This is a genomic window from Geobacter metallireducens GS-15 (assembly GCF_000012925.1).
Lineage (GTDB): Bacteria > Desulfobacterota > Desulfuromonadia > Geobacterales > Geobacteraceae > Geobacter > Geobacter metallireducens.
In genome coordinates, this window is record NC_007517.1 from 2,223,188 (window position 1) to 2,249,689 (window position 26,502).

A 26,502-nucleotide genomic window follows, 5' to 3' on the forward strand; every position below is an offset into this window, starting at 1 on the left:
CCGTGCCAGTCACCAATCATGCGTTAATGCCGTGCTTCCTCATGAGATCATAGAGTGTTGGCCTGCTGATTCCCAACTCTTCCGCAGCCTTGGCGATATTCCCCTTGCTATTGGTAATAGCCCCCCTGATCATCTCCCGCTCAACCTGTTCCCTGGCTTCACGCAGGGTCGTCACCTCACCGATGCCTGCTTTTCGTGCCGAGGGTCGCTCGGTGAAGCCCAGATCGTCGGGCTCGATTACTGCCCCCGATGCCATGAGCACTGCCCGCTGAACCTTGTTTTCCAATTCGCGCACGTTCCCCGGCCAACCATAATTTTCGATGTATTCACGGGATGTTTCACTAAAACCTTTTATCTTCTTCTTGAACTCATTGACGCACCGCTTCAGGAAGAAATTGGCTAACAGCATAACATCATCGCCGCGGTTCCTGAGGGGAGGAAGCGTGACGGTTACCACCCCGATCCGGTAATAGAGGTCTTCCCGAAACCTCCCCTCTTCCATGGCGCGAACGATATCGACATTGGTGGCCGCTATGATCCGGGAGTCAATGGAGATATCCTCCCTCCCCCCAACCCGTTGAATGGCTTTTTCCTGCAGGAAACGAAGGAGCTTGACCTGGAGGTTGAGGGGAAGCTCACCGATTTCGTCCAGGAAGAGTGTCCCCTTGTGGGCATATTCCACCTTCCCCTGAACCCGGGCCATTGCTCCAGTGAACGCGCCCTTCTCATGCCCGAACAGCTCTGATTCAAGAAGATTTTCAGGGATAGCACCGCAGTTGATGGGGATGAACGGGCCGTCCTTGCGCAGACTCTGAGCGTGGATGGCGCGAGCCACAAGCTCCTTGCCGGTGCCACTCTCGCCGTGGATAAGAACAGAGATGTCAGAGGTGGCAACCTTCCTGATCGTCGAAAATACCTGCTGCATCTCGGCACACTGGCCGATTATCCCTTTGACATCCGGGCCGCTCCCCCCAAGGGCGCTCTGCAGGCGACGGTTCTCATCCTCAAGGGTCTGCAGGTGAAAAGCCCGCTTGATTATAACCTTGAGCTCATTCAGATCGATGGGCTTCTGGTAAAAGTCATAGGCCCCCATCTGCACCGCCTTCACGGCGTTCTCCTTCCCCTCGTTACCGGTAATGACGATCACCTTTGCGTCGGGGGCAATGCGAAGCATCTCACCGAGGCAGCGAAACCCCTCTTCTGAACTGTCCTCATGGGGAGGGAGCCCCAGGTCGAGAGTAACGACCTGGGGGCGGTGCTTGCGGAAGAGTTCCAGCGCCTCTGTGCCATCGGCGGCCAGATGAAGGGAATACTCCTTCCCAATCCCCCATCGAAGCTGACGGCGGATATCCTCGTTGTCATCAACTATGAGCAGCTTTTCCATCAATTGCACCTCAGATGAATTCCGGTTCGGTTATCCCGATCCGACCCTGATCACCGCAGTTAAACCATACGGTGAAAACCGTACCAACCCCAACGGTACTTGCCACGTCTATTCGTCCGCCGTGGGCCTCGACGATCTGCCGACATTGATAGAGGCCAATGCCGAGCCCTTTTTTCTTGGTGGTCTTGAACGGCGAGAAGAGTTGCGTCCGAAGGAACTCTTCCGGTATCCCGCAGCCGGAATCACTGACCCGGATGAATGGGGCGCTTCCGGCGCCGACCTCGACCATCACGGGCCCCTTGCCGTCCGTTGCCTCAAGGGCGTTCACCAGAAGATTCATCACCACTTTCTGAATCTCCTCTCGATCCACCTCCGCGGAAGTATCGCTACCGGTGACTGAAATCCCCCCGTTTCCCGGCACCATGGCCGCAGTGTCGACGGCGAGACGGTGGAGGTCGACCAGCTCAAGCTCCAGCGACCGTTTCTCCGGCAGGTTTTTTAGGCGCGAGATCAGCACCTTCATGCGGTTGACCGTGTTCGAAAGGGTGTCAAGCAAGTCGTCCTGAAACTCAGGGTCGGCAATATGCTCCCGACCGTTGTCCACTGTCAGCGACAGCGTGTAGACCAAATTCTTGAGGTCGTGGATAATGAAGGCCGAAACCCGGCCCATGACTTCCAGTTCCCTCGAACGGGCCAGTTGTTCGGAAAGACGGTAGTTCATAAGCGCCGACGCCGCCTGACGGGCAAGGGTCTTCATCAGGTCGTAGTCCTCGTAAAGATACTGTTCATTCTTGTTGACGGGCCTGCCGAGGACCAGCACGGCCTCCAACCTGTCGGGGCCGAAAAGCGGCACCAGGAACTGAATGCCATTGGCGGCGAAATAGGTTTCCTGCTCGGGAAGGCAAACGGGCGAGTCCTCCCGCAGATTGATAACCCATGACCGTTCGATCATGGGAGTCAGGACCGGATCATCCGGTCTCAGGACGGCGCCAGTGCTCGGGAGTTCGTGGCCGGCTGCCCAGTTGAACTCGTTGCTATCGGCATTGCGAACAAACAGTCCACCGCACCCCATGGCGAATATCGCGCAGTAGCCAGAAAGAATGGCCGCCATCAGTTCCTCCCCCTGCCGTGCCGAAGCCAGGCGATCGGTGAACTGAAGCCACTGGGTACGATAGTCGTACTTGCTCTGGTAGAAATTCTTGTGGATAAAGACCTTGACCTTGCGCTTTGCGCTCTCTGAAAGGAGCACCACCAGGAGGCAGATGCCGACGATAAACGCCCCCCCAAGTGCAAGTGTCTTCTGGTGTCCTTCCCCAAAATACCGGAGTCCCTCCCCCATAATCCCCAGAGCAACCAGGTAGAGACCCACCGCAAAGAGGACCACTGACTTGTACGCCATGCTTCTGGAGACGGCGATCCTGACCCCGTTGCCGCGAACCAGCAGGGAATAGAGCATCATCCCCAAGGCAAGGATGAAGACCAGGGACCGTAGCGGCATCAGGTTCATGTTTATAGTCCGGTAGAGGAGCCCCTGGCTGTAATAAAATATGAGCACGGCCAGGAAACTTCCCGCACCGATGAAGTCGAACTTGATCTTCCACCGCGACGAAAGCGAAGCGTTGCTGAACGTGGCCTCCAGATTGATAAGCGAGATCACAACGTAGACCAGGAGCCCGCAGTAGAAGACATATCCGGCGTTTGAGAGGAAAAGTATCCGCTCGGAATCAAAGTCGGGCGAGTAGAAAAACATTGAGCGCGGGAGTGCGAGGACAGCGGCGGGAAATATCAGGCTTGCCGTCAGGAAAATCCTCTGGACGATCGTGACGAACCGAACAGCCACGGTGCGGGCATGGGTGAGGCTGAAGGCGAGCCATGCCGCCGGCACAACCCCTTCGGCAATGAGGCTGTAACGCTTCCAATCGAGAGGATCACCGAAGTACCCTGCCACTGCGGCCAAATCGCAGAATTCAACGGACGCCGAGACCGCAATGGCCACCACGGACAGATAAGCGGCGATGGTGCGCCCGCTCCGCCAGAGCGTACACGAAACGTAGACCGCAGCCAGGAGCAGAGCTATCGATGAAAGGACGATCTGAATCATTCGTTACCCGTAACGCTACAGCCTCCAGAGCCTGATGCCAGCGGCACGGACCGCGGCTGGATCATAGATACCCTTCACATCCACGAGCACCGGCCCGTCCCCCATCAGCCCCTTGACCCCTTCCACAGACAGTTCCCGGTAGTCGCGATGCGCAACCGCGGCAACCACCGCAGCCGCAGGTCTCAACTCCCCGAAGGGGACGAGCCGGACGCCATACTCGTGGGAAGCCTCTCCCGCATCGGCCAAGGGGTCGTGCACCTGGACCTCGACGCCGTAATCCTCCAACTCGCGAATGATGTCGATCACCTTGGAGTTACGGAGATCGGGGCAGTCCTCCTTGAAGGTGAGTCCCAGCACCGTCACCGTGCAGCCACGTACGCAATGCCCCGCATGGATCATCCCCTTCACCGCCTGCTGGGCGATATACTTCCCCATGCCGTCGTTGATCCGGCGGCCCGCCAGAATGACCTGGGGGATGTAACCGATCTTCTCCGCCTTGTGGGTCAGATAGTAGGGGTCGACGCCGATGCAGTGTCCGCCCACGAGCCCCGGCCGGAACTTCAGGAAGTTCCACTTGGTTCCGGCCGCCTCCAGCACATCATTGGTGTCGATGCCGAGACGGCCAAAGATAATTGCCAACTCGTTCATGAGGGCGATATTCAGATCCCGCTGGGTATTCTCGATGACCTTTGCCGCCTCGGCCACCTTGATGCTCGCCGCCCGGTGAACCCCGGCCGTCACCACCGACTCATAGACCTGGGCGACGGTCTCCAGGGTCGCCGCATCCTGCCCCGCCACCACTTTCTTGATCTTCGTAAAGGTATGTTCCTTGTCGCCGGGGTTGATCCGCTCGGGGCTGTAGCCAACCGTGAAGTCACTGCCGCTCTTCAGACCCGACACCCTCTCCAGCACCGGCACGCACTCATCCTCGGTGACACCGGGGTAGACCGTTGACTCGTACACGACGATGTCACCCTTTTCCAGGGCCTTGCCCACTGTTTCCGATGCCTTCAGCATCAGGGTGAGATCGGGCTGGTTGGCCTCGTCAACCGGCGTCGGCACGGCGACGATATGAAAATCCGCCTGCTTCAGCTCGTCGATGGAATCGGTAAAAAGGATATCAGCAGCCTTCAGATCCTCCGTTTCCACTTCCCCTGTCCGGTCATGTCCTTCCTTGAGCTCTCTGATGCGCACCGGGTTGATGTCGAAACCGACCGTTTTCCTGACCTTGCCAAAAGCCACCGCCACGGGTAGCCCCACGTAGCCGAGGCCCACGACGGAAACCGTACGATTGAGTGAATTCATGAATGCTCCTTGTCAGTTATTGTCAGAGACAGCGTTGCCGGCTGTCACGCTACAATGAATATATTTTTACCAGACTGCACTATATCCGTAAAGAATTTCGACACAAAAAAGAAACTGCGTGACAAATGTAAACTGTTCCGACAGACAGACTCTGGTATACTCTGGGTCGAACCCAAGGAGAGACTCCATGCCCCTCAATAAATTCCTCATCGTTGCCGTTTTCGTTGCCATTACCGCTGCAAGCGCCCTAGCCGGCGACAAGCTGAAGCCCTATGCTGCAACTCCAGACCGGGTTCTCGTCATCTACAACGCCGACTGGAAAAACCGGAGTGAAGGGAGCGCCGCTGAACAGGATTCGCGGGAAGTGGCCGAGTACTTCGCGGCCATGCACGCCGACCCGAAATCCGGGAAGAAACCCTATCTCCTCGGCCTGAGTTGCCGTCACCCGGGCAAGAAACATCTGAATGACTGGGCCATCCGGGAAGCGAGCACCGATAACCGCAACGGCATCGCGTTCAGAGGCAAGGGCCCGGCCCCGGGCCGTGGTGAACTGATCCGTGATTCACGCAAGGTGGAAGTCCACATTTCAGAGCCGGACGCCGACTGGGAGACCCTCCGCATTTCCTGCCGTTCCGAGGTGACCGGAGAGGAAAAAGTCGTCCCCCCAATCTCAACGGCTTTGCAAATCAGCGGCATTCCGGCCAAACCGGGTAACGATGCCGTCTATCCTCCCCCTGCGGACGGCAAGGGCAGAAGCATCCGGCTCGACGCCACCAGGTTCTTTGCCGGAACCGTCACCGTTTCTATCACTTTGAAGAACCATGCCGGCACGGTGCTTCGAGACCTCAAGCTCCGCTACCATGACATCCGGAACTTCATTTTCTCCCCCACCGGTCCCGATAACATTCCCGACGACAAAATCCTTGAGGAAGATCTGCTGACACCAGTGAGAACGTTCCTCGAAGACCCACGAAATGCCCTTCCCGACGGCACACGCCTCAAGGATCACATTCTCTATATCGTCGTGGTGCATGGCGTCCCCTATGCGGGAAACGGCATCTTCGGCGTCGACCACGGCGTCACCTCAAGCTGGGGCGAACACGGATCCCTCACCTCTGTCGAGCAGCGGCTGCAGACCATCTACTACCCTTGGGCAACCCTGCGGCCCCCCGTAATCTCTCTCTACAATTCCCGGGGAAAAGACTCCGACAAGGGGGTAATCAATCACCTGATAACGACAGCCATGCGGAATCCCCTCGGGGGAGCCCGCTGGAATCCCTACATGCACCCCGACACCTACTCCTACCTGCAGAAAGGAGCGCCTCCCCCCACCTTCATCAACCTCCCTCCCTTTGAGCGGGAGCGTCGGGAAAAGAAAGGAGCCTTCTTCGCCTACGCCGTCTCACGCATTGACGGTAACACCCCCGAAGAGGCCAAGCGGCTGATTGACTACGCCGTCTACGCCTCGAAGTACCTTCGCTCCGAAATGGATGCCGAAGAGCGGGTCGACACCCTGAAACGCTTCTTGACGCCGAAGCTTTCTTCGCTCCTCGAATCGGCGGTCGTGGAGAAATCATCGGGGGGGAAAGAACTCGCTGCCCTCGGTTTCCCGATCCGAGAATCGGAGGGTGGCCAAGGGGTTCCCTTCATGGTCCGTCCCGCAAGCGACACAGCAAGCCCCGACAAATCCGGTACGAGAGACTGGCGGCGATCCGGATTCTACCCAGGTGGGATTGAACGCTTTGTGAAAAGCTCCAACGGCCTCAACAAAAAAGACGCCGGCATCTGGCAGCTCATATCTCAGGGAGTCACCGTTACTGCGGCAGGCTCGCCAGCCGGCAGCGGCGGTCCCCACATTACCAACACAACCTTCTGGGATAACCGGGTTCTGCTGAAATATCTCTTGCGCGGCAGAGACCTTGGGGAATGCTTTCTCCGTTCCACCTATCACGTGAACTGGTCCACGTCGCTGATCGGCGATCCCCTCTTCCACCCCGACCTGAACCATACCATCGTGGACGAGACCCCGCCGCGGGCGTCCAAGGGACTCGCTATCCAGTGGGCAGTCAGAGACGGCAAAGCCACTGCCATGGTCGGCACTGAGCTGGACTTCGATCCGAGCGCACCGGAAGTAGCCCTCATGAATGTCACCGTCACGGCAGCCGATACTCAGCCTTCCACAACCCGAACGGCTCTTTATTCGCGGAGGCCAACTATTGCCGTCACCGGCTTGAAACCCGGCAGCTCCTATCACTTCACCGCAGAACTGACCGATCCTTACGGAAATCGGTCCGTCCTGCGCGAGGTCGTCAGCGCAGCTCCCGGATCAGGGCAATAATCCTGCCGCGAACCTCATCAAAGCTTCCAGGCGGCCATGCGCCGTAACTCCCTTCCGCTGCAGAGGGTCCGGCGCCAAGGCTTGCCCTGATGCGCTCCAGTTCCCGCTCGACGTGGACACCCCGCCCGTCGCCCCGCGACTTAGCCCTGTTAATCAGTTCACGAAGTGCCAGGATATAACGGTAGTCGTTAATGCCGTCCCGGATCGTCTCCCAGACTGGTGTAGAGATCGGACCGGCAGCGCCCGGATAGGCCACCATGACCTCGGGACCGTCCAGCACGGTGAAGGGGTTGCCATTGCTCCCCTGGCTCATCTGGTAGGTCCAGGGAACAACGCCGTTTACCCCCCAGCGCCACGCGCCGAAGCCGAAAACATAACGGGTATAGCTCAGATTCTGCCCTGTCAGTGCCCCGTTAGGATAGATCCACCACTCATGCGCTGTTTTCCTGAGTCTGTCGGCCTCAGCATCGTCATCCGGGTCGCCGGTACAGATTACATCCACTTGCGGCCAAGGGCGGGTAATCAGGGTTCTGAAACCCATCTCGCGCACGATTCGATGGAGCGTTTCGCCGACGTTAGTGCGCACCTGGTCCCGACGGTCCGGCTCATCCACCACCTGGATCAACACCCGTTCCTTCGCAATTCCCCTTTCGCGGCACAGCCGTTCCAACTCGGAGAGAAGAGCCCGTAGACGCCGGACGGCCACCTCTTCGTCATACAACAGAATGCTCCCGGGATGTTGCGGCTTGGCTGTATGGAGCAGATGCCCGAGATACCAGACAAAGGGACCGGAAAATCCCTGACTGCGATATGACCCAAGGGCCGCCTTCAGCCCTTCGAGCACGGGTTGCCCCTTGTCGTCAGTGCGATAGAAGAAGTGGGAATGGGGATAGGCAACGTTCATGCCGTGGGCGCGGAAATCCCGATAGATCTCCTCTCCCCGCTTGACGAGGGTTCGCCTCTCCTCAGCGCTCCATCCGGGATTATCCAACTCGTAGAAGGCGTAATCCATCATCATGCCATAGCGGATGTCCGGATCCGGCAGCGTCAACGGCAGGACTTCAACCGTCAGTGGCAGTTCGGCAACCGTCCCTGCATGGTTGCGAACCATCAAGGCCCCACGGTAAATGCCGGAAACCGCACCTACAGGAATGGCAACAGTGATCCAGAAACTCCGCGTCTCATCATGACCGACCGTCACCGCGCCCTGTTCGATCAGCCGTGGTGCCCGACGCACCTGGAGCGCAGTCTGCTCCGCGTCCTCCCGAACCACTTCGTTCAAGTCTTTGACCACGCCACAGAGAACCGCCCCAGACAGTATCGAGCCACTGACGCTTCGCAGGGGCGTCACTTCAAGAGACACGACACCGAGATCCCGTTTCCCCCGCAGAGAAACCGCAACAGCCTGGGTCTCACCCCGTGCCAAGCAGATGCTCACCCCATTATCCACCGAACCCTTGCCAGGCACACTGTCACTGAAGACCCGCTCCTGGGGGCTATGGGCAAAGAGAATCCCGTCGTCGGTATCGACCCGAGCCGAGACCGAACGGATCGAATGGCTACCAGCCAGTGGTTGATCCGCAACACATCGGAACGGTTTGTACTCATACCCCTTTGCCACAAACCTCCGTCCAAGCTGGTTGCGTCGGAACTCGTGGAGGAGGTCGGCCACGACATGGCCGCCAGGGTCCATCACGCGTATCTGAACTGAATAAATGCCATCTGGAATGGAATAGGGACGTTCAGGATCAAGGAGGTCTGCCTGGTGGGGGATGTCGAAGCCGAAACTTCCCGTGGGGCCATCAAGCCGGCAGATAGTGTCCCGTCCGAGTGGCACCCCGTCACGGCGCAATTCCCCCTGCACTGTCAGCCGGTCATAGAGAATGCCTCCCGCATCGACCTTGAATCCGACAATCAGGGACGAGCGCATCTGTGGCTGCCGGAGGGTAATTACACGGTCACGGAGCTGGTAGGAGACAATATGCACTCCCGTTCGGGAACAACCCGAGACACCGGAAAAGAGGAGCACCAGAATCGCGCAGAGTGTACCGACTGCACAGAAACCAGTGCCCACATTTCTCTTCACTTGGTCCCCCGCAACAGCCCCGTTCCGGCCTTGCGGTTTATCAACACACTGTCAGAGCCGGTCAAACCTTCACCATTTTCGGCAACGACACGTATTAAGTGGAGCCCTGGGGCCATCAAGCAGGTATCCACACTCGTCTCGAAGGGGGGCTTCGTCATCTTCTGCACCAAGGTTCCGTCCACCAAAACTGAAACCGCCACTACGCCACCCGGGTTCCCTTTCCCCTTCGAGGCGATGAGTTCCACCTTGACCGGAAATGCCCCATCAACGGATGAACGGTCGGTTGGAGAGACGATACGAACGACTGGCTTGCTGTTGTCGATGGTGAAGTGCACCCGCTTCTCTGAAGCAGGCTTCGCCCCCCCCGTATAGCAATACAGAACTACCGAGGCGGGGCCGTCGGCAAAGAGCCGCGTATCGAGCTTGTACCCCTTGCCTCCCCACACGTAGGGCGGAAGTCCATACTCCCTCCAGGCGTAACGATCCTTCGCACCAGGCTCCTGGAGGTAAAACTCAACGAAATCCACAACGGAAGGGTTACTGACCCGCGCTTCGATGGAGATTTCCCCGTGAACTGTCGTCCCCTCCCTGGGCGAGAGGAATTCGATGGCAGGCGGAATGTCGGCGCCCCATGACACATCGGCCAAGGCAAGGCCTGCCAGAAGCATCCTCATTGTTAACTTCGCGGCCAACTTCGCCATAATTATATCCCCTTGCAACTGCGATACGCGTCAAGGTCAACCGGCACGGCCATGGCCGCCGGTGCCCGTTTTCCGGGTGCCCGAGTCAGATTGGCGGGAGGATGAACCTGCACGTACACCGTGTGAACACCCTTGAGCTGCGCAATGTCCCACTTCACCGAAACATTCCGGTGCTCCAGGGGAAGAAGCCGCGATATCGTCTCACGGCCGATTACTTTGCCACCTTTGGCAGGGTTGCCGTCATACACCGTCACCTCGACAGCTTCTCCTGTCCCGTGATCGTCCAGGAAAAGGCCATAATCTGCTGAGTTGCTGAAATTGCGAACCGAAGCAACAACGGCAAGTGACTGTGAATGGTCCTTGGCCCTTTCAAAACGGATAAAGGATTCCGAGGGAATCCGCACGTCCGGGGGATTCAACACCTTGACAATCCGCGAGAACACATTGTTGGCCTTGTCCGATTCAGCCACTCGGTTATCCGGATCCACAACGGCGTACACCGGCACGCCAGGATTAGCGGCCCTGCCCGCGAGCTTCCGTGTAGCCTTCCATTGCACACGGGCCAAACCGGTTCCCCCCACAGGTATACGCGATATCGTGTCTCTGCCGATTTCAACCCCGCCCTGTGCAGGATTGCCGAGATAGACAGCAACCGGCACGTTATGTGCCTCTGCTGCCCCCCGATTGGTCACCCGTGCGCTCACCGTAATCTCTTCACCCTCAAAAGGTGTTTCCTTGGAAAGCGTGATCGGCAGATCGTCGTGCCAGTTGTACGTTACCCTTACCGTTCGCCGGGCCTGAGACCCATCGGAGAAGGTTATACGGTTATCGCCCGGCCGCAGCGCCGGTAAACACCGAGGGTTATAGGCCAGCACCGATGCACTATCCAGGTGATAGGCGCCCACATCGCGGGGGGATTTCCCAGCGCGCATCCTCAGTCGCATCAGGTAAGAATATTTCCAGGGAACGTCCGTGGTCACCTGCTGGGTCTGGGCGGTTACTACCGAAGCCTTGACGGTCCCTGTCGCGTCGGCGCGCCAGAGGGAAACCCACCGCTTACCGTTGTCCGTTGAGATATCTATTGCCGCCGAATCTCCGGTCCCTTTGCGAAAAAACGACCCGGACAGTGTCGTCTCCGGTATGAAATAGGGGGTTTTGACCCGGTACACCAGCGAGGCTTCCTGCTTTGCATGTTGGGGGTGAAGGTAACCGGCTGCCGCATCCTGCCAGTCGATATTGGTAGAACTGACGAGCCCGCTCCGGCTTTGGGAGCGATCCTTGAAATCGCGGTGAAACGTGAACAGGCCGTTCCCGTAGAAAGGCGGCTCCCCAGCGGGTTCTTTTCCCCCCTCCTGGCCTCGATTGAGGCACCATTTCCCCCGGCTTTGCCAGTCAAGGGTCAGAACATCCCCCTTTGCCATGGTGAAGTCGTTCGTATAAACCGGCGAGCGGCCGTGCCCGTTCGGATGCATGGTCATGTAATAGTATTTCTTGCCGGCCTTGCGCGACGAACCGCGCCGCAGCATTGTCCAGAGCTCCACATTGTCGTTAAGCTCATCGAGGCTCGCAATGGTCCGGTTGTCCTTCAGGAGAAAATAGGTTCGCGTATCGGCGTCAATGTAGTGCCAGTCATTGTTGTAGTAGACTTCGGTCGCGGCATGGTTGCCGATATTGACGTGACGTGCTGTAAGCCCGGCGGTCCACCAGAGGGATTCCAGCACCGCCGCATAGGTTCCGCAGTAGCCGTAGCCGTACACATTCAGGTGTTCCAGCCCATCCAGGCTCGTCCCCCATCTGCCGTGGTAGCAGGAGTCCATGACAAACCTCCAGAGGGCCAGGGCCTTTTCCTCGGCAGTCATGCCGGGTGCCACCACGCCGGCAACGACTGACGCAAGACTTGAACAGTCAACCGAGCCACTGGAGCGGAGGCGGGGGGTGAGTGATTCACCTTCGTTCACTTCGATACGGATCGATGAGTTTTCAAGGGGAGCGTCGGAAGGCGTATGAATGGAGAAAGAATGCTGCTGCGCGGTGATAAGTTCTGAGTAGCTCCGATCACCACCTTCAAGGGTCAGGTCGGGCAGGACCGGCTTGCCTGAACAAGCCGCGCCCCCCATGATTACCAGGAACGCCGCCATGGCTGTCAACCGTATGCTCCGACACATAATTTTCATCTCCCCTTGCCCGTCACGACACTGAACTCAAACTGAGACTGTCGCCCTGCCAGCAGTGACTCAAACGTGAGGGTTCCCTGGGCACTCGCCGTGACCGTGGCAACCACCTTGCCGTCCTGCCGCACCTGATAGTCACGGCCAGGCTTCAGGTCGCACAGAAGCTGCCAAACCTTGCCGTTTCCGGAAAGCGGGTAACTCCCCTTGGTCAGGAAATCGGCTCCCTTGGCAAAAAGAACAGCCCGGTTACCGATGAGCGCCCCATAAAGCGAATCGTCTCGAGACTCGATCAGTACGGCGTCACTCCCCCCACTCCCCTTAAGGGATGGGTGAAGGACATGGAGGAAATTATCCAATTTGGCGTGCTTTTTCGGGCTCACCTCCACTCGCCAGAGGCCATACTGGTTGCCATCGCCATAGCTGTAGCCAAAGCCATAGCCCCATGGATAGTCGATGCGCCCGGCATCGTTATCCCGGTCAACGCCTTCAACTCCCATATGCCTGAACTCCTGGATAACCCGCGCACCGGCGGGAATATCAGCACCGGGGGACGACTTGATCGCCCTGACGCAATCCAGGAGCTTTGCCGGACTCTGTCCCAGTCTGGTCCTGCCGTCACAGAAGTATGCGACCCGGTCACTGAACGACTTGCCCGAGGCGTGGGCCGCCTGGGGCCAGACCGAGTAGCGGTCGAACACCTCACGGTTCGGGTCAGGCGGTTGATTGGTAATGATAACCGTCGGATGTTCCGGTAAGCCCGCTGTCGAAGCAACCTCGATGTCAATGGGGCCGTTATCCGTTGATCTGAGCGGCTTTCTGAGGGTCGTGGCCATGGAACCTCCCAATCGCCTAACCACTCGGTTATCTTTTTTCGGCAGCAGTGTCGTGCTCCGCAACTGCGAGCGCTCCTGCCGGACCGTTATCCGGCTTGTGTTCTCCGACCGGTGTATACCGCCAGACTCGTTGCCCACGGTCACCTTGGCACTTCCGTCAAACTCGGGGCGCGCCCTGAGCTGCAACAGCCACAGCTTCTTGAAATCAGGCTTTACCGCATCGACCCGGTCGAACACTACGAAATAATCGTCATCCCCTCCCGGTGAACGGAGATAGACGAATTCGCGCTGCACCAGGGAAACCTTCGCCTTGCTCTTTCCCGTGGTCACCGCAGTGGAGTTGTAGGCACGAGTGGCATCGGCGGCCGTGTAGACATAGCGGTCACTCCGCTCGAACCGGACCAGCCCCCCGATATCGCGGTAATTGCCGTTGGCAGTCCCGTTGTAGGTCCTCCCCCACTTGTCATCCCAATAGGTGGTAATGCGCTGGCCGCCGTCGTTGGCCCAGCCGCCGAAATCCTCATTCGGATCGTAGATCAGAAGGTTGTTGGTCGAAATGGTACGGGTGAAAAAATTGGCCGCCTGAGGCCACCCCGGATTTTTGTCCCGCAGGGGTCCCCCCTCGTACCAGCACATGTAATTTCCCGACCGTGCCAACGCCAGTTCCTCTCCCTTGGCGATCATGAACGCCAGGCTATCGTGGTGCATGTGTCCATGGTAGTAGAAAGGCTCTGCCTTGAAGAGGGCATACGTGGCATCGGGGTCATTCCAGGCACTCCGCATGGCCACCCACCCGATGCCGGCTTTCTTACCGAAACGATCCCGATCGATTTCTCCTGCACGTTCATCCCACCCCAGAGCTTCTGCCAGGGGCAACCCGACTTCCTTGGGACCAAGCGGGGGAATCGTTTCATCGAGGAGCACAAACGAGACGGGGTTTTCTGCTTGATAGGGTATTCCTCCAAAGGCCTCCTTAACCAGCCACATATAGAGGCTTGCCGTCTTTTCATCACCCTTGCGGCGGTATTCCGCAGCGGTGATTGCCATATTTGTCGCCATTCCTTTCCCAACAGAACCATAGTCTGTGGTGGTGGCAGTCCAGTTATCATGGAAGGTGGCAAAGTAACGGAAGGCCTTGCCGGTCTTGGCCCGCTCTATGGGAAAAGGGAGCAAGGCCTGGATAAGATGGTTGGGAAGCCGTGCAAAGACTTCCTGATCTAAAAAAAATGACGACCTTGTTGCCGTCGACAAGGCGAGGAACGGATTGAATGTCCCTCCCAACTGGAAAATATAATAGGTCCCGTCGGCAAAGCCGCCATCCTTGCCGGCAACTTGCTCCATGGCCAAGTTGTCCCGTAATGTCTCTCGAATGGCCGTTACGAGGAGTTTTTCCGCGTAGGCGTCATCAATCCCGTCACCATAGAACGCCAAGGCAGCCACGATCCCCTCGGGTCGCGGAGAAGCCCGATAACCATAAGTTTTTTCATTGTGAATTCTGATTTCCTTTCCGATCCTCTTTTTGCAGAAATCCACGAACGCCCGCTTTTCCTGCTGTGTAAGCGCCCCATGGGCCCAGTCGTACAGAACCGCAAGATCATCGGGCGCTGCCTTGCTTCCCCCGCTTATGGCGTCCGTCAGAGCCTTGGCGGCCATTCGGCCATAATCGTTACGGGACATCTTCGCCCCGTGCTCGGGCCCGATCCCCATGGCGTAGAAGAGCGCCGCCTGCTTACCTCCCATTCTTTGGTGCATCAGGCTCCACTGCTTCGCCTTTGTCGTTAGCGCCTCTGTCTTCAGGGCGGGGATCCGCTCCGGCGTCAGATAGATCCGCGGATGCCCCTTGCGGATGGTGGCAACGACCTTTTTCGCCTCACTCTCAGCCCAGGAGCGGGTTGATCCTTCCGACTCCGAGGAGGCAGTTTCACGGCATGCAAACAGAAGCACGGTGAGAGACACCGTCAACAGTAGAGTGAGAAACCATCTCGCGGCAATGGACTTAGGCGCCATTTTCATCATGTACCTCCTGCGGCGGCCTGGTAGGTCCGCTCCTGCTCCTCGCACAGCCTGCCCCAATCGTAGGTAAGGGCGCATTCCCGCGCATTCCGCTCAAGTGCTTCACGCAAATCCCTGTTCGCAAGGACGGACATGACCTCATCTGCAAACGCTTCGGGGGTGTCGGCAACAAGTATATTCCTGCCATGCTCCACCGCAAGCCCCTCGCATCCCACCGAGGTTGAAACAATAGCCTTTCCCATCCCCATGGCATCAAGGATCTTGAGCCGCGTACCGCTGCCGATCCGGATCGGCACCACCACCACCCGTGCCTCGTCCACATAGGTGCGGATATCATCCACGAAGCCGGTCACCCTTACCCGCGGGTCGCTGGCTGCGGCCTCGGCAATCTCCCGGGGCGGTGCGGTTCCCACAAAGATCATGGTGGCGTCGGGCTGCCGCTGCCGGATCAGCGGACAAATCTCGCGCCAGAAATAGAGGACTGCATCGCGATTGGTGTGGACATCCATGTGCCCTAGCCAGAGCACGGAATTTTCCACAGGTGGCCGTCCAATGGGCTTGAAGAACTCGGTATTCGTCCCGTTGGGCACCACGGAGATCGGAATGGTTATCCCCATGCCTACGAGAACATCACGGTCCAGCTCAGAAACGGCGATGCACCGGTCAAAACGGTTCACCATCTCCTTTTCAAACCGGCAGAGCCTCTGCCACTGGAGTTTCAAGAAAGCCCGCTTCAGCGTACTCGGGTCCGATTCCGCCCAGCGCTGCAGTCTGATCGATTCCACATTGTGATTGACCAGGATTTTGGGGAGATGGAAGAACTCACTCAGGTAAACCGACAGGGGGAGCAAGTCCACATGGACAAGGTCAATCTTGTTGTTCGCAATGATCTCCCTGATCTTGGCCCGCATCGCCGGGGAGTCGTATTTGGACGCCACAAAAGGGAGGTCGGAAAACAGGTTGCAGCCGAGCGAAAAGGCCAGTTTGGCGCGGGACTGATCGACCGGAATCGGGAACGTGTGCACTTCCTTGCAGAAACTCTTGAGGTGCTCGATGTGCTCAGGCTTCAGCTCGTGTTCCGGCTGCTGGATAAAGGTCACCAAGGTCACGTCATGGCGTCGCGCTGCATCCCGCAGCGTGTGATAGGTGCGCAGACTGTGGCCGTTGATGAGGGGATAGGGGCTCTTGGTGGAGAGGAACAAAACGTTCATCCGATCGCTCCTCCTGCTCCGATCATACCCCGGTAGATTTCGATATAGCGCTGCGCCATGGTATCGGCAGAGTAATGCACTTTCACGCGTTCGTATCCTTTCAGGGCCATGCAGCGGGCCTTGTCCGCCTCGTCGTGGCTGCGGATTATGGCTTCGGCAAGGGCCGGGACATCACCCGGGGAGACAACAACACCGGTGACACCATTATTAATTACTGTGGCAATCGCCCCCACATTGGTGGCTATGGCTGGAACCTTTGCCGCCTGAGCCTCCAGAAGGGCCATGGGAAGACCTTCACTGAGGGACGGAAGAACAAAGAGATCGAAGCGGGGCAAAATGGACGGAACGTCATCCCGCTTCCCCGTAAAAATAGCAGTTTGTTCAATCCCCTCTTCCCGAGCCAACTGCTCAAGGCGCCGCCTCTCAGGACCATCCCCCACCACAACACAGACGACATTCGGGATCGATTTGCGGACGCTCTTGACAGCCTGCAGCAAATGACGGTGCCCCTTTTCCTCCGTGAGCGCCCCCACTGTACCGATCACATAGGAACTACCGGCTACCCCCAGCACATTTCCTGCATCTGCCTTGGTCGGCAGGCTTTCGAAACGGCTGAAATCGACCCCGTTGTCAATGACCGACAGCCCATCCCTACCGATTCCCAATACCGCAAGCCGATCGGCAATTTTCGGAGATACGGCAACCACTCGATCAGCCTTCCTCACCAGCATGGCATCGAGAAGAGCATAGAGAAACAGTTTAAAACCGGCCCTCCGCCCATGATTGGTGACGATCCAGCGGGCGCCTGACAGCTCCGCGGCCTGCCGAGCGTAGTAATTGCTCTTGTAATTGTGGGAATGGATGATCTGCGTCCCGCTCTTCCGGATCTCCTCCGTCAGGATGCCGACGACTCCTGCGTCGAAACGCCCTCCGCACGGGACAACCAAGGTTGGCAGCCCCGCCCCGCGGGCAGCCTCTGCCAATTCCGTATTCGGATTTCGGCTGTTCTTCAAAGCCGCCACGGTCACATGCATGCCGAGGGAACGGGATTGTGACGCCAGTTCGAGCAGCACCCTCTCGGCGCCGAAAAGGCCGGAGGTACTTATGAGGTGTAGTATATGGAGAGGCTCCACTGTCAACAGCTCGGGCCGGTTCAGAAAAAAGAGGTGAGAGCCGGAGCCAGGGAATTCATGTAGCGCGTCGCCACATCCCGCGTTGCATCCACACTCCCCCGCACCGGAACATGCAGTTGTACCTGGGCGCCGCTCGGACGCTTGAACTGCATCTGCTGTTGAAGCATCTCCCATCTGAAAGTCGAATACTTACCGGTCATCCGGTCGCCGGAGAGATAGAAATAGTAGATAACCCGTACCGGCTCGGCATAGCCCAGCACCAGCCTGTTGAGGTCGATCTGCTCTTGCTTGCCACCCGCGAGCGTCACCGTAATCGGGACAATGCGCTCATCGAGCACCTTCATGCCGACGCCGGTATTGCACGACTCGGGGTTGTGGAACCCGATCTTGTTGTCGGGATAGTACACGAGAGAGAGATACACATGCTCACCCTGGGGGCTCGAATAATCACGACTCAGGATGTACTCGGTCTCCAGGATGTCCTTCACCCGGTCCTCAACGGTGTAGGGGGTTCCCCGCCACTCCCCCACGGTGAAGGGGAAATCTTCGAGCTTGACCGTAACCGGCTTGTTGGCCAGGTGGTTGTCGAGGAAAACAAATCCCGACGTGGCCAGGAGCAGTAACAATAGTGTGATAGCTCTCATTCAGGACGCTCCAGCACTCGCATGATGCCGAACAGCACAGCCATGCTGATAAAGAAAACCGCCAGCCCCGATGTGGTGTGAAACCAGTGTTCCGGCGACGCCCATTCTCCCCCCAACGTGTCGGCCACGAAGATCAGGGTGCAGACCCTCAGCACGTTGGTTGCAATGGCCACCGGCACCGACAGGGAAAAAAGGAAAAGTTTTTTGCCGATGCCGGCCTGCAAAAGGTAGGCGAACAGGGCCCCCATGGCCATGAGCGCGATGAGGGAGCGAATGCCGCTGCAGGGGTCCCCCACCGAGAGAGTGGCGTTGGTCAGGTGGATCACCGCCCCTTCGCGGACAATGGGCATCCCGGAGCGCTCCATGATTGCCGTACCAATATTGGCAACCATCATTTTGAGGGGAAATGAAACAGCAGAGATTACCCGCATCGGCAGCGGAAACATGAAGGCGAGGAACCCCAAAGGAAATGCAAGTTGCCTGGTGATCGCGGGGCCGTAGAAATAGAGGCAGAGGCCGACGGCCAGGGCCATGATCGAGAAGCCGGACGTAAAGAAGGTGTGGGTCCACACGCTCGCCACGTGGGTCAGCAGTGCAGCGATGATCAAACCCAATCCTAATCGTGAACTCGACCGGGGTAGTCCTGCCAGATCCTTGCGCTTCATCCAGACCAGATAACCGCAGATGAAGGGAATCAGGTATCCGTGGGAATAATGGGAATCGGGATTGTCATAACGCTCCACGAGCCACAGGAAGGTATCGTGGTAGGCATAGATGAAAAGCCCCAGGCACACAAGCCCCAGAATCATTCCTTTTCTGTCGGGCAATAAACTATTTTTTGCGGCGATTTCCATTGAATTACCTCTCATACCCAATAGCTTTCACCACGAAAACACGAAATTGGGAAAGCACGAAAGAAAACCCCTTAAATCTTCAAACTTCATTTGTTTTTAGACCTTTTTTCGTGCTTTCAACCTTTCGTGCTTTCGTGAGAAGGTTGTTTGGTTCAATTCTTCCCCGACCACAATCTGCAATACAGTTCCTCGTGCGCTTCAACCATGGCCCGCACCGAGAATCGTTCCTCCGCCACCCGTCGGGCTGCTGTCCCCATGGCCTGGGCGCGGGTCGGATCATCCAGAAGCGCCCCGACAGCCGCCGCAAGGAGGGCCGAATCGGCAGGGGGCACCACCAAGCCGGTCACGCCGTCCTGAACCAGTTCAGGGTTCCCCCCCACACACGTCGCCACGACCGGCTTGCCGGCAGCCATGGACTCCATGATGACATTGGAAAGCCCTTCGCTCGTGGAACAGAGCACCGAAACATCTAAGTGCGCCAGGATCGCCGGGACATCGCCCCGTTTTCCCAGAAAATGGATCCGCTCCGAGAGACCGAGATCCCGTGCCTGCCGTTCACAGTCGGCCCGAAGCGCGCCGTCTCCCACCAGGATGAAGTGAACGGCGCTTTGTTTCCTCGCCACTCGATCCGCCGCCTCGATGAAGTAACGATGTCCCTTGATCTCGAAATTCATATTTGCCACCATCCCCACCAAGGGACCAACAGCCGGCAGACCGAGATCAGACCGGGACGGCAGCGGAGACGTGGCACCTTCCAAAGTTCCTTCCTCCAGGGCATTGTAGATGACCTCGATCTTCCCGGCGGGAAATCCCTCCCTGGTGACGGTTTCATCTTTCGCTGCTTGGCAGACGGCCACAAGACCATCGCAGGATCGGGAGGATACCCGAAAAATCCGGTCATACACCGGCTTGCGCTTGAACCCCAAGTCCCGCCTCGATGTCATCCAGACCGGCACTCCGGCAAGCCGTCGCGCCAGCCACCCCATCACCTCAGCCTTCTCGAAGAAGGTCTGGATAATATCGACCCGCTCTTCCCGCGCCAGGCGGGCAATACGGAGCATCTGCCCAAATCCTGAGGGGGAGTAGAACTTGCCCGTCGGAAAATGGAACACCCGCGCTGGACCAAGTTTCCCGTCCTTAAGAGGAACCGCGCCCCGTGGCGCAAGCTGAACAACCAGGGGTCTGAAACGGGACGGGTCGAGGGACGACGCCAGGATGCCGAGCTGCTTCTCCGCTCCTCCCTGCATCGGTGAACCGCACGGGGACAGGAAGGTGTCGATGATGTACATGACCGTAATCGGACGATCACAAGCTTTCTGCTGACCGGATGCATCACCCATGGGGATTCTGCTACGCCTCCGCAACCTTGCCGCCAACCCTTGCCACAAGCTCCCCCATCGCCCCGAACCTGAAATCACCCAGAAGGCGGTCCAGACGCCTGCCTGTCTTGCACAGGTTCACATAGTGCCTGAACCGGTAATCGTGCCGAATCGGAATTCGCGGCTGTTCCGGGTCCAACTCCCAGGGGTGGAGATAGAACACAAGCGCCCTCCCCTCGCCGTTGATCCGTTTTGCCAGATAGCGGAAGAACGGATAGGGGAAGAGGCGGAAATAGCCCCCGCCGGCAGCGGGAATGTTCTTGCCGCCGAACCTTACCGTAGACAGGGGCACCTCCACCAACCCGTTGTCGAAGCGGAACGGAGAGAGCGATGAGCCGCTGAAGCCGTACCGGTCATGGAACGAGGTGGGGAACACGCTGGAGTCGTAGGTGAACCCCTCGTCAACCAGCACGTCGAGAGCCCAGGGCGTTTCCGGATTAACGGAAAACGACGGCGCCCGGTACCCCCGCACTGCCATTCCTGTGAGCCCCTCAAGAATCTCCTTCGAGCGCCGAAGATCCCGGCGGAACTCCTCAGGGGTCTGGGTGTAGACCAGTTCATGCCCATAGCCGTGGCTGGCGATCTCGTGCCCTGCATCGGCAATCTCCCGCACGAGATCGGGGCACCGCTCCGCAACCCATCCGAGAATGAAGAATGTTGCCCGGGTCTGGTGGCGCCGCAACAAGTCCAAAATTTTGCGGGTATTGTTCACCACCCGCAGGTCGCACGTATCCCAGCTGTCGGCGGCAATGGCCCCCTTAAGGTTCTCCACCTGGAACCAGTCCTCTATGTCGAAACTAAGGGCGTTTAGCATTCAAATTCTTTCACCACGAAAACACGAAATTGAGAAAACACGAAAATAAACCCCAAGACCTTTAGCCTCTTTGTGTTTTATGCCTCTTTTCGTACTTTCAACCTTTCGTGCTTTCGTGAGATGTTTGTTCTTGATTCACATAAACTCCGCAATCTTCCCGAGAAGCTCCGCCGCAAGCTCGATCTCTTCAGGCGTATTGTAGATATAGAAGGACATCCGCGCCGTCGGCCCGATGCCGAGCCGGTCATGGAGCGGTTGAGCGCAGTGGAAGCCCGAGCGGATCATGATGTTCTCCCGCAGGTTCAGCACCTTGGCCACGCCGTGGCACCCCATCCCCTTGACATTGAAGGTGATGACGGAGAGCCGGTCCGTGGGATCGAGGCTGCCGTATAGTTCTACATTGTCGATGGCCTTCATCCTCTCCAGGGCCAACGCCATCAAGGCCTTGTCGTGGGCCAGCACGTTGTCCATGCCGATGTCGTTCAGGTAGTCGATGGCGCTGGCCAGCGCAATAGCACCCTCGATGTTGGGCGTTCCCGCCTCATAGCAGGTGGGGGGTTCCTCAGGAACATAACTTCCCAGGTGGGCCTCCTTGATGGTGCTCCCCCCCATGAGATACGGTTCCATCCGCTCATAGAGCTCTTCCCGCACATAGAGGACGCCGATACCCGAGGGCGCCAGCATCTTGTGCCCGCTGAAAACCAGGAAATCGCATCCCATCGCCTTGACGTCGATCTCCATGTGCGGCGCCGACTGGGCCGCATCAACCAGTGTCAGCGCCCCGTTTTTCCGCGCCTCGGCTATCACCTCTTCCACCGGATTGACCAGACCAAGTACGTTGGAGACGTGGGTCACCGCGACCAGGAGCGTCGGTTTCAGCAATTTTTCCTTCAGATCCGCCACATCTATCCGCCCCTGGGCGTCGATATCCACATAGTCTACCTTCCGTGAACGTCCCCACGGAAGGAGATTCGAGTGGTGCTCGGTAACGGTGGACAGAATCTGCCCCTCCCCCTTCAGGCAGGTGCTTACCAGATTGATCGCTTCGGTCGTGTTCCTGACAAAGACGATTTCCCGCTCGTCGGCATTGATGAAACGGGCAACGGTCCGGCGCGCTTCCTCATAGAGCTCCGACGACTCCTGGGAAAGGGTGTGCACCCCGCGGTGGATATTGGCGCAGTGGTTCGCGTAGTAGTTCGAAAGCGTATCGATCACCTGGCGAGGCTTCTGGGTCGTGGCGGCGCTGTCGAAATAGACTATCGGCTTCCCGTTGATGCGCCTCTCAAAGATGGGGAAATCTCCCCTGATTTTCTGAATGTCCATCGAAAAATCTCCTTCACTACTTCAGCATTACAGCCTGTCGTGCCCCTTTGCCTTGATAAACCGGAACTTCCCGCCATCCTCGGCCTTGATGGTCTTTACCGCGTATGCCTTTACATTCGCCTCAGTATCGAAGAATTCCCGGAAATCCCTGGCAATCCCCTCCCGGTCGACCTCTTTACCTTCAACCGGAACACACAGCAGCTCATACCGGCCGGCCGATTTCTCCGTTAGCTGGAAGTTGTCGATCTCTTCACGCCGATGGAAAAAATCGAACACCTCGTCGCTGGTGAAAAACCTCCCCTGGGAGTTGACCAAGGTGTCCTGCACCCTTCCCTCCACTTCCAGCCGGATCCCTCTCCGGCCGCATCCGTGGTCATCCTCGAAGTAGCGGCCAACATCCCCGATCTCGTATCTGATCCACGGCATGGCCCTGTTTTCCAGATCAGTCACGTAGAACTTGCCCAGTTCCCCCGGTGCTGCGGCCCGATCACCATGACGGACCTCCACATGGTAGAGATCCATGAAGAGATGGACCCCTTCGTGCTTCGGACAATCAGCGGCCATGAAACCCAACTCGCTGCAGCCGTAAGTGTCATACACCTCGCACCCGAACGCCGTGGCGATAATCTGTTTCATGTACGGGGTCAACGAACCGCCGAAGGGCTTGATGACACCGACGCGGGGAGCGGAAATCCCCTTGTCGAGAATGTACTTGGCAAACGTGTACAAATAGAGAGGAAGCCCCTCCAGCAGGTGTGGCTGATAGCTCCGGATAGAATCCAGATAGGAAACAATGTCGCTTTCCGGGATATTGGTCCCCTCCGGACCGAAGGAAGGGAGCGTCACCCGCTTGTACAGGTCATGACGCATGCTGTAGAGCCCCTCGTACACATGCCTCCCCGCACCGCCGAAATCACCTTCCTTAACCAGTGAAACCAGCTTCTTCGTGGAGAGTTTCTCACCCTTGGGCCCGTCATTGATCCCGCAGATGGTGGTGCACATGTGAGGAGGAATCTCCATCCACTTCATCCCCATCCTGTGGTTGCCGGCAAGACGGTGGGCCCTGATCCCCGCGGCCCAGTTGAGGGTCGACTTGCGAAAATCGTGGATACCCATGATCTTGCGCGTCGTGCCTGAACTGGCCACATACTTCCAGCGGTTGCGGTCCATCCCCCCGGCCGTAATCCCCTCGGGGAAGTTGGCCATGATGTCGTCCTTGGTGGTCGGCGGAATCCGCTCGATGTCCTCAATGGACTTGATATCTTCGGGATGCAGCCCGATCGAATCGAACCGCTGCCGGTAAAACGGGACATTCTCGTAGGCATGGCGGACAATCGTCTGAAGCTTCGTCAACTGCATCTGGCGCAGCTGTTCAAGGCTCAGCCGTTCCGATTTCAGCATCACCTTGTACTCGTCCCATATTTTGAGGTCCGTAAACCGCGATGCGGCCGGCATGACGAGCTTGTTCATGATCAGAGGGTATACCTGCATGGCTCTACTCCTTTTCTACTTCATAAAGGCTTTGATCACGAAAGCACGAAATTGAAACCCGAAAAACAAAGTAAGGTTCGGAGAGTTTGTGCCTTTTTTCGTGCTTTCGACCTTTCGTGCTTTCGTGATTAGTTCTTATTTGCCTTTATTCGTGTGTTCAAGTCACTTGCGCACCGTCTCCCACGTAACCATCTTCTGCCCAGCAAGGGTTTTGAAAAAAGCAATAAGCGACGCCGTATTCACGATGCAGAAATAGAGCGGCACCGCGGCGGGCTTGAACTTCTTACCCACCCGGTCAGCCCCGAGACCAAACAACGCCAGCAGATAGAACGCCACCTGAAGCACAAAGGTAATCACGTAGAACTGCCTATCGAGCAGAAATGCATTAGCGACCAGCAGCCCGATCAGGAAGAACGGAATCAGCCACCGGAGCACTTTGTGGGAAAAGAGCTGAAAGGCAACAAACGGAAAACGAAAAGGGTTCAGAAGCCCCCGGGCGAAGAGGATGCCCCGCATGGCCCGGGTGATGACCCGGATGCGCATCCGGAACTCCTCGTGGGACTTCTCGGTGGTCTCTTCGTAGGCCACTGCCTCCTGCTCGAAGACAACACGGTACCCGCCCCGGATCACCATGAGGGGCTCCACCAGATCGCTGATGATGTCGCCGGGAAGCGGCACATAGGCCGCCTTGCGCACCGAGTAGATGCAACCGCAGCACCCCGAGATGGTCCTGATCCGGGTCTGCATGCTTTTGATGAAGTTCTCGTACTTCCAGAAAAGGATCGAGCCGGTCCCCACCGGTGCCCCCGTGGGGTTCACGTACTCGTAGCGGCCGCTCACGGCCCCCACTTCAGGGTCGTTGTAGTTGCGGACCAGCTTGCGGATGGCGTCCTTCTCGTAGACGGTCGTGGCGTCGGAGAAGATGATGACATCGCCGGTGGCCGCCTTAACCGCCTCATTCTGGGTGGCGGTCTTCCCAACCCTCCCCTCGACCCGCTTCAGAACCACCCCCTGATCGCGGAACTCGCGCACGATGTCGTCAGTGCGGTCGGTGGAGCCATCGGAAGCCACCATCACCTCAAGCTGTTCCCAGGGATAGTCGAGCGCAAGTACTTCCGTCAGCTTCTTGCGGATATTCTTCTCCTCGTTGTAGGCGGTGATCAGGAAGGTTACACGAGGCGTTATGTCGCGCCGGTCCAGAGGCCGTTTCACAAACAGGCCGATGAGGGGGATCAGCAGCGCGTAGCCGAAGTAGGTATAGAAAATCGTGACAACCAGCAACCAGAAAATCCATTCACTCATGACGCAATCCTACTGTTCGGGAAATGGTCCATTTCAGGGGCAGCGGGAACAGCCACGACGTCAGTCACAGAAGCCGCAATCCGAGCGTTGTGCTGGTCAACCAGTGCCCAGAGCACCCAGTAGATGCCGCCAAGTTGAAGATACGTCCATCGGTCGCCGAAAAAATTCGAGACAATCGATGCAATCACGGCACAGACGAAACCAAACCCGAATGCCTTTATGATCTCTTCATCACCATTTTTGTAAAGCTTCCAGCCACTGCGAAGAGCAAGAACATACAGCCAGATATACAGAGAGAGGCCAATGACTCCCTCCTCTGCCATGAATTTAATGTACACGTTATGGGTATCCCAACCGGTAAGATACTGGTATGTATTGTATCCTTTGCCGGTTATGGGGTTCTCGTAGAAATACCCCAAAGCCTTTTCCCAGATTTCGGTCCTCTTTGCCGTTTCGAGCTGCATGCCGCCGACCTCAACGACATCAGTACGAGCGCCGTCCTCAACGATGGTATTCTCAATCCTGTCCACAACCGATGAAGGAAGGATCGCTTTCCAGGTTATGAGGAATGCGACAATGACAATGAGCAACCTGCGTTCCTTGACGAATGCGATAAAAATGGCGGTAAGGAGAATAGCTACGTAAGCCCCCCGTGAGTAAGAATAAAGAGCGCAATAAGTGCTCCCTATCATGAAGAACACATAGGCGATGCGGCGTTTGACATTCTTGTCGATGATAAAAAGGCCAAGGACAAAAAGCATATGAATAGCGTGGAAAGCTCCCATCTCATTGGGCCCAAGATTGGCAAGTCCGCTCACCCGGCTTTTGGACCCTTGGTAACGGGTATGCTTCACCCACTTAAAGGATTGCTGGAAGCGGATGTCCGCCACTAGAAATGCCCCAAAAAGAAACGTGAACAACTTATTCTGCCACGCCCTCTCGCGCAAAGCGTAATAGGTAATCAGGTAGAGGAGCGGCATAATCATGTAGTTTTTCCAGTGAGCAAGCCTGAGAAGGTTTATCTCACCCGTCAAGCCGTCAAAACTCGCCGATCCTATCAACAGGCTGATAAAGGAATACCCTGCGAATATCGCAAGAGGTTTCAGGAGCGGACTTGGGCCAAGTGCCGGCACTTCGTCGTCACGCTTCTGAATACAAATACCCAAGAGCATTGCGATAATAGTGAAATCAATAACGTTGTTAGCCAGCGGCAGTTCCGACTTCAGAACCTTGTCGAGAATGACGTAGAGCGGTATTAGCGGCACCAGGAAGAGCAATCCTATTGCACTCCGATTAACGGCAGAAGCAATAATCACTGGGCCTGCCAGTCCATAGACCACATACGGAACTATTTCACTGAGACCTAAACCAAGCATGAAATACCTTTGTCTCTCTGAAACAAATACAGAAATCGGCAAT

Annotated in this window: 18 protein-coding genes; 1 reads left to right on the forward strand and 17 read right to left on the reverse strand. The window is 57.4% G+C overall.

Annotated elements, in window-relative coordinates:
- Positions 1-16: 16 nt before the first annotated feature.
- Genes prsR through GMET_RS10070 form a run of 3 tightly spaced genes read right to left on the reverse strand, consistent with a single transcriptional unit; the run spans position 17 to position 4,790 of the window.
- Complete coding sequence (gene prsR, locus GMET_RS10060) at positions 17-1,384, reverse strand: PEP-CTERM-box response regulator transcription factor (protein ID WP_004512958.1); 1,368 nt, start codon at positions 1,382-1,384, stop codon at positions 17-19.
- A 10-nt stretch (positions 1,385-1,394) separates the two neighbouring features.
- The gene (gene prsK, locus GMET_RS10065; RefSeq protein WP_004512957.1) at positions 1,395-3,485 is read right to left on the reverse strand and encodes an XrtA/PEP-CTERM system histidine kinase PrsK; all 2,091 of its coding nucleotides are present in this window, start codon (positions 3,483-3,485) and stop codon (positions 1,395-1,397) included.
- Positions 3,486-3,500: 15 nt separating this feature from the next.
- Positions 3,501-4,790, reverse strand: coding sequence for a nucleotide sugar dehydrogenase (locus GMET_RS10070; RefSeq protein ID WP_004512956.1), 1,290 nt, complete (start codon positions 4,788-4,790; stop codon positions 3,501-3,503).
- 187 nt (positions 4,791-4,977) lie between these two features.
- Between GMET_RS10070 and GMET_RS10075 the strand changes: the two genes are divergently transcribed.
- A complete protein-coding gene (locus tag GMET_RS10075) occupies positions 4,978-7,128 on the forward strand; it encodes a hypothetical protein (protein ID WP_004512955.1) in 2,151 nt (716 codons plus the stop codon).
- Here the strand turns inward: GMET_RS10075 and GMET_RS10080 are convergent.
- The 14 genes from GMET_RS10080 to GMET_RS10145 form a co-directional block, all read right to left on the reverse strand.
- A complete protein-coding gene (locus tag GMET_RS10080) occupies positions 7,100-9,214 on the reverse strand; it encodes a hypothetical protein (protein ID WP_004512954.1) in 2,115 nt (704 codons plus the stop codon). The genes GMET_RS10075 and GMET_RS10080 overlap by 29 nt on opposite strands.
- Positions 9,211-9,915: an Ig-like domain-containing protein gene (locus tag GMET_RS10085; RefSeq protein ID WP_004512953.1), complete on the reverse strand. Its 705-nt coding sequence runs from the start codon at positions 9,913-9,915 to the stop codon at positions 9,211-9,213. Before GMET_RS10085 ends, GMET_RS10080 begins: the two co-directional genes overlap by 4 nt.
- A gap of 2 nt (positions 9,916-9,917) precedes the next feature.
- Positions 9,918-12,080 carry a CARDB domain-containing protein gene (locus GMET_RS10090; RefSeq protein WP_004512952.1) on the reverse strand — a complete coding sequence of 721 codons (2,163 nt, stop codon included), beginning with the start codon at positions 12,078-12,080 and terminating at the stop codon, positions 9,918-9,920.
- A gap of 5 nt (positions 12,081-12,085) precedes the next feature.
- A complete protein-coding gene (locus GMET_RS10095) occupies positions 12,086-14,932 on the reverse strand; it encodes a hypothetical protein (protein ID WP_004512951.1) in 2,847 nt (948 codons plus the stop codon).
- Positions 14,932-16,143, reverse strand: coding sequence for a glycosyltransferase family 4 protein (locus tag GMET_RS10100; protein ID WP_004512950.1), 1,212 nt, complete (start codon positions 16,141-16,143; stop codon positions 14,932-14,934). Before GMET_RS10100 ends, GMET_RS10095 begins: the two co-directional genes overlap by 1 nt.
- Positions 16,140-17,276, reverse strand: coding sequence for a glycosyltransferase (locus GMET_RS10105; RefSeq protein ID WP_004512949.1), 1,137 nt, complete (start codon positions 17,274-17,276; stop codon positions 16,140-16,142). Before GMET_RS10105 ends, GMET_RS10100 begins: the two co-directional genes overlap by 4 nt.
- Positions 17,277-17,296: 20 nt before the next feature.
- On the reverse strand, positions 17,297-17,920 hold the full coding sequence (locus GMET_RS10110; protein WP_004512948.1) for an exosortase C-terminal domain/associated protein EpsI: 624 nt from the start codon (positions 17,918-17,920) through the stop codon (positions 17,297-17,299).
- On the reverse strand, positions 17,917-18,729 hold the full coding sequence (gene xrt / locus GMET_RS10115) for an exosortase (protein ID WP_238378902.1): 813 nt from the start codon (positions 18,727-18,729) through the stop codon (positions 17,917-17,919). Before xrt ends, GMET_RS10110 begins: the two co-directional genes overlap by 4 nt.
- 197 nt (positions 18,730-18,926) lie before the next feature.
- Entirely contained in the window at positions 18,927-20,063 is a 1,137-nt protein-coding gene (locus GMET_RS10120) for a glycosyltransferase (protein ID WP_004512946.1), read from the reverse strand.
- A gap of 61 nt (positions 20,064-20,124) precedes the next feature.
- The gene (locus GMET_RS10125) at positions 20,125-20,967 is read right to left on the reverse strand and encodes an XrtA system polysaccharide deacetylase (protein ID WP_004512945.1); all 843 of its coding nucleotides are present in this window, start codon (positions 20,965-20,967) and stop codon (positions 20,125-20,127) included.
- A 135-nt stretch (positions 20,968-21,102) separates the two neighbouring features.
- Positions 21,103-22,290 carry an aminotransferase class V-fold PLP-dependent enzyme gene (locus GMET_RS10130; protein ID WP_004512944.1) on the reverse strand — a complete coding sequence of 396 codons (1,188 nt, stop codon included), beginning with the start codon at positions 22,288-22,290 and terminating at the stop codon, positions 21,103-21,105.
- A 27-nt stretch (positions 22,291-22,317) separates the two neighbouring features.
- Entirely contained in the window at positions 22,318-23,781 is a 1,464-nt protein-coding gene (locus GMET_RS10135) for a phenylacetate--CoA ligase family protein (protein ID WP_011365900.1), read from the reverse strand.
- A 162-nt stretch (positions 23,782-23,943) separates the two neighbouring features.
- The gene (locus GMET_RS10140) at positions 23,944-25,083 is read right to left on the reverse strand and encodes a glycosyltransferase family 2 protein (RefSeq protein ID WP_004512942.1); all 1,140 of its coding nucleotides are present in this window, start codon (positions 25,081-25,083) and stop codon (positions 23,944-23,946) included.
- Positions 25,080-26,501, reverse strand: a complete 1,422-nt coding sequence (locus GMET_RS10145; RefSeq protein ID WP_238378903.1) for an O-antigen ligase family protein — start codon at positions 26,499-26,501, stop codon at positions 25,080-25,082. Before GMET_RS10145 ends, GMET_RS10140 begins: the two co-directional genes overlap by 4 nt.
- Position 26,502 lies beyond the last annotated feature (1 nt).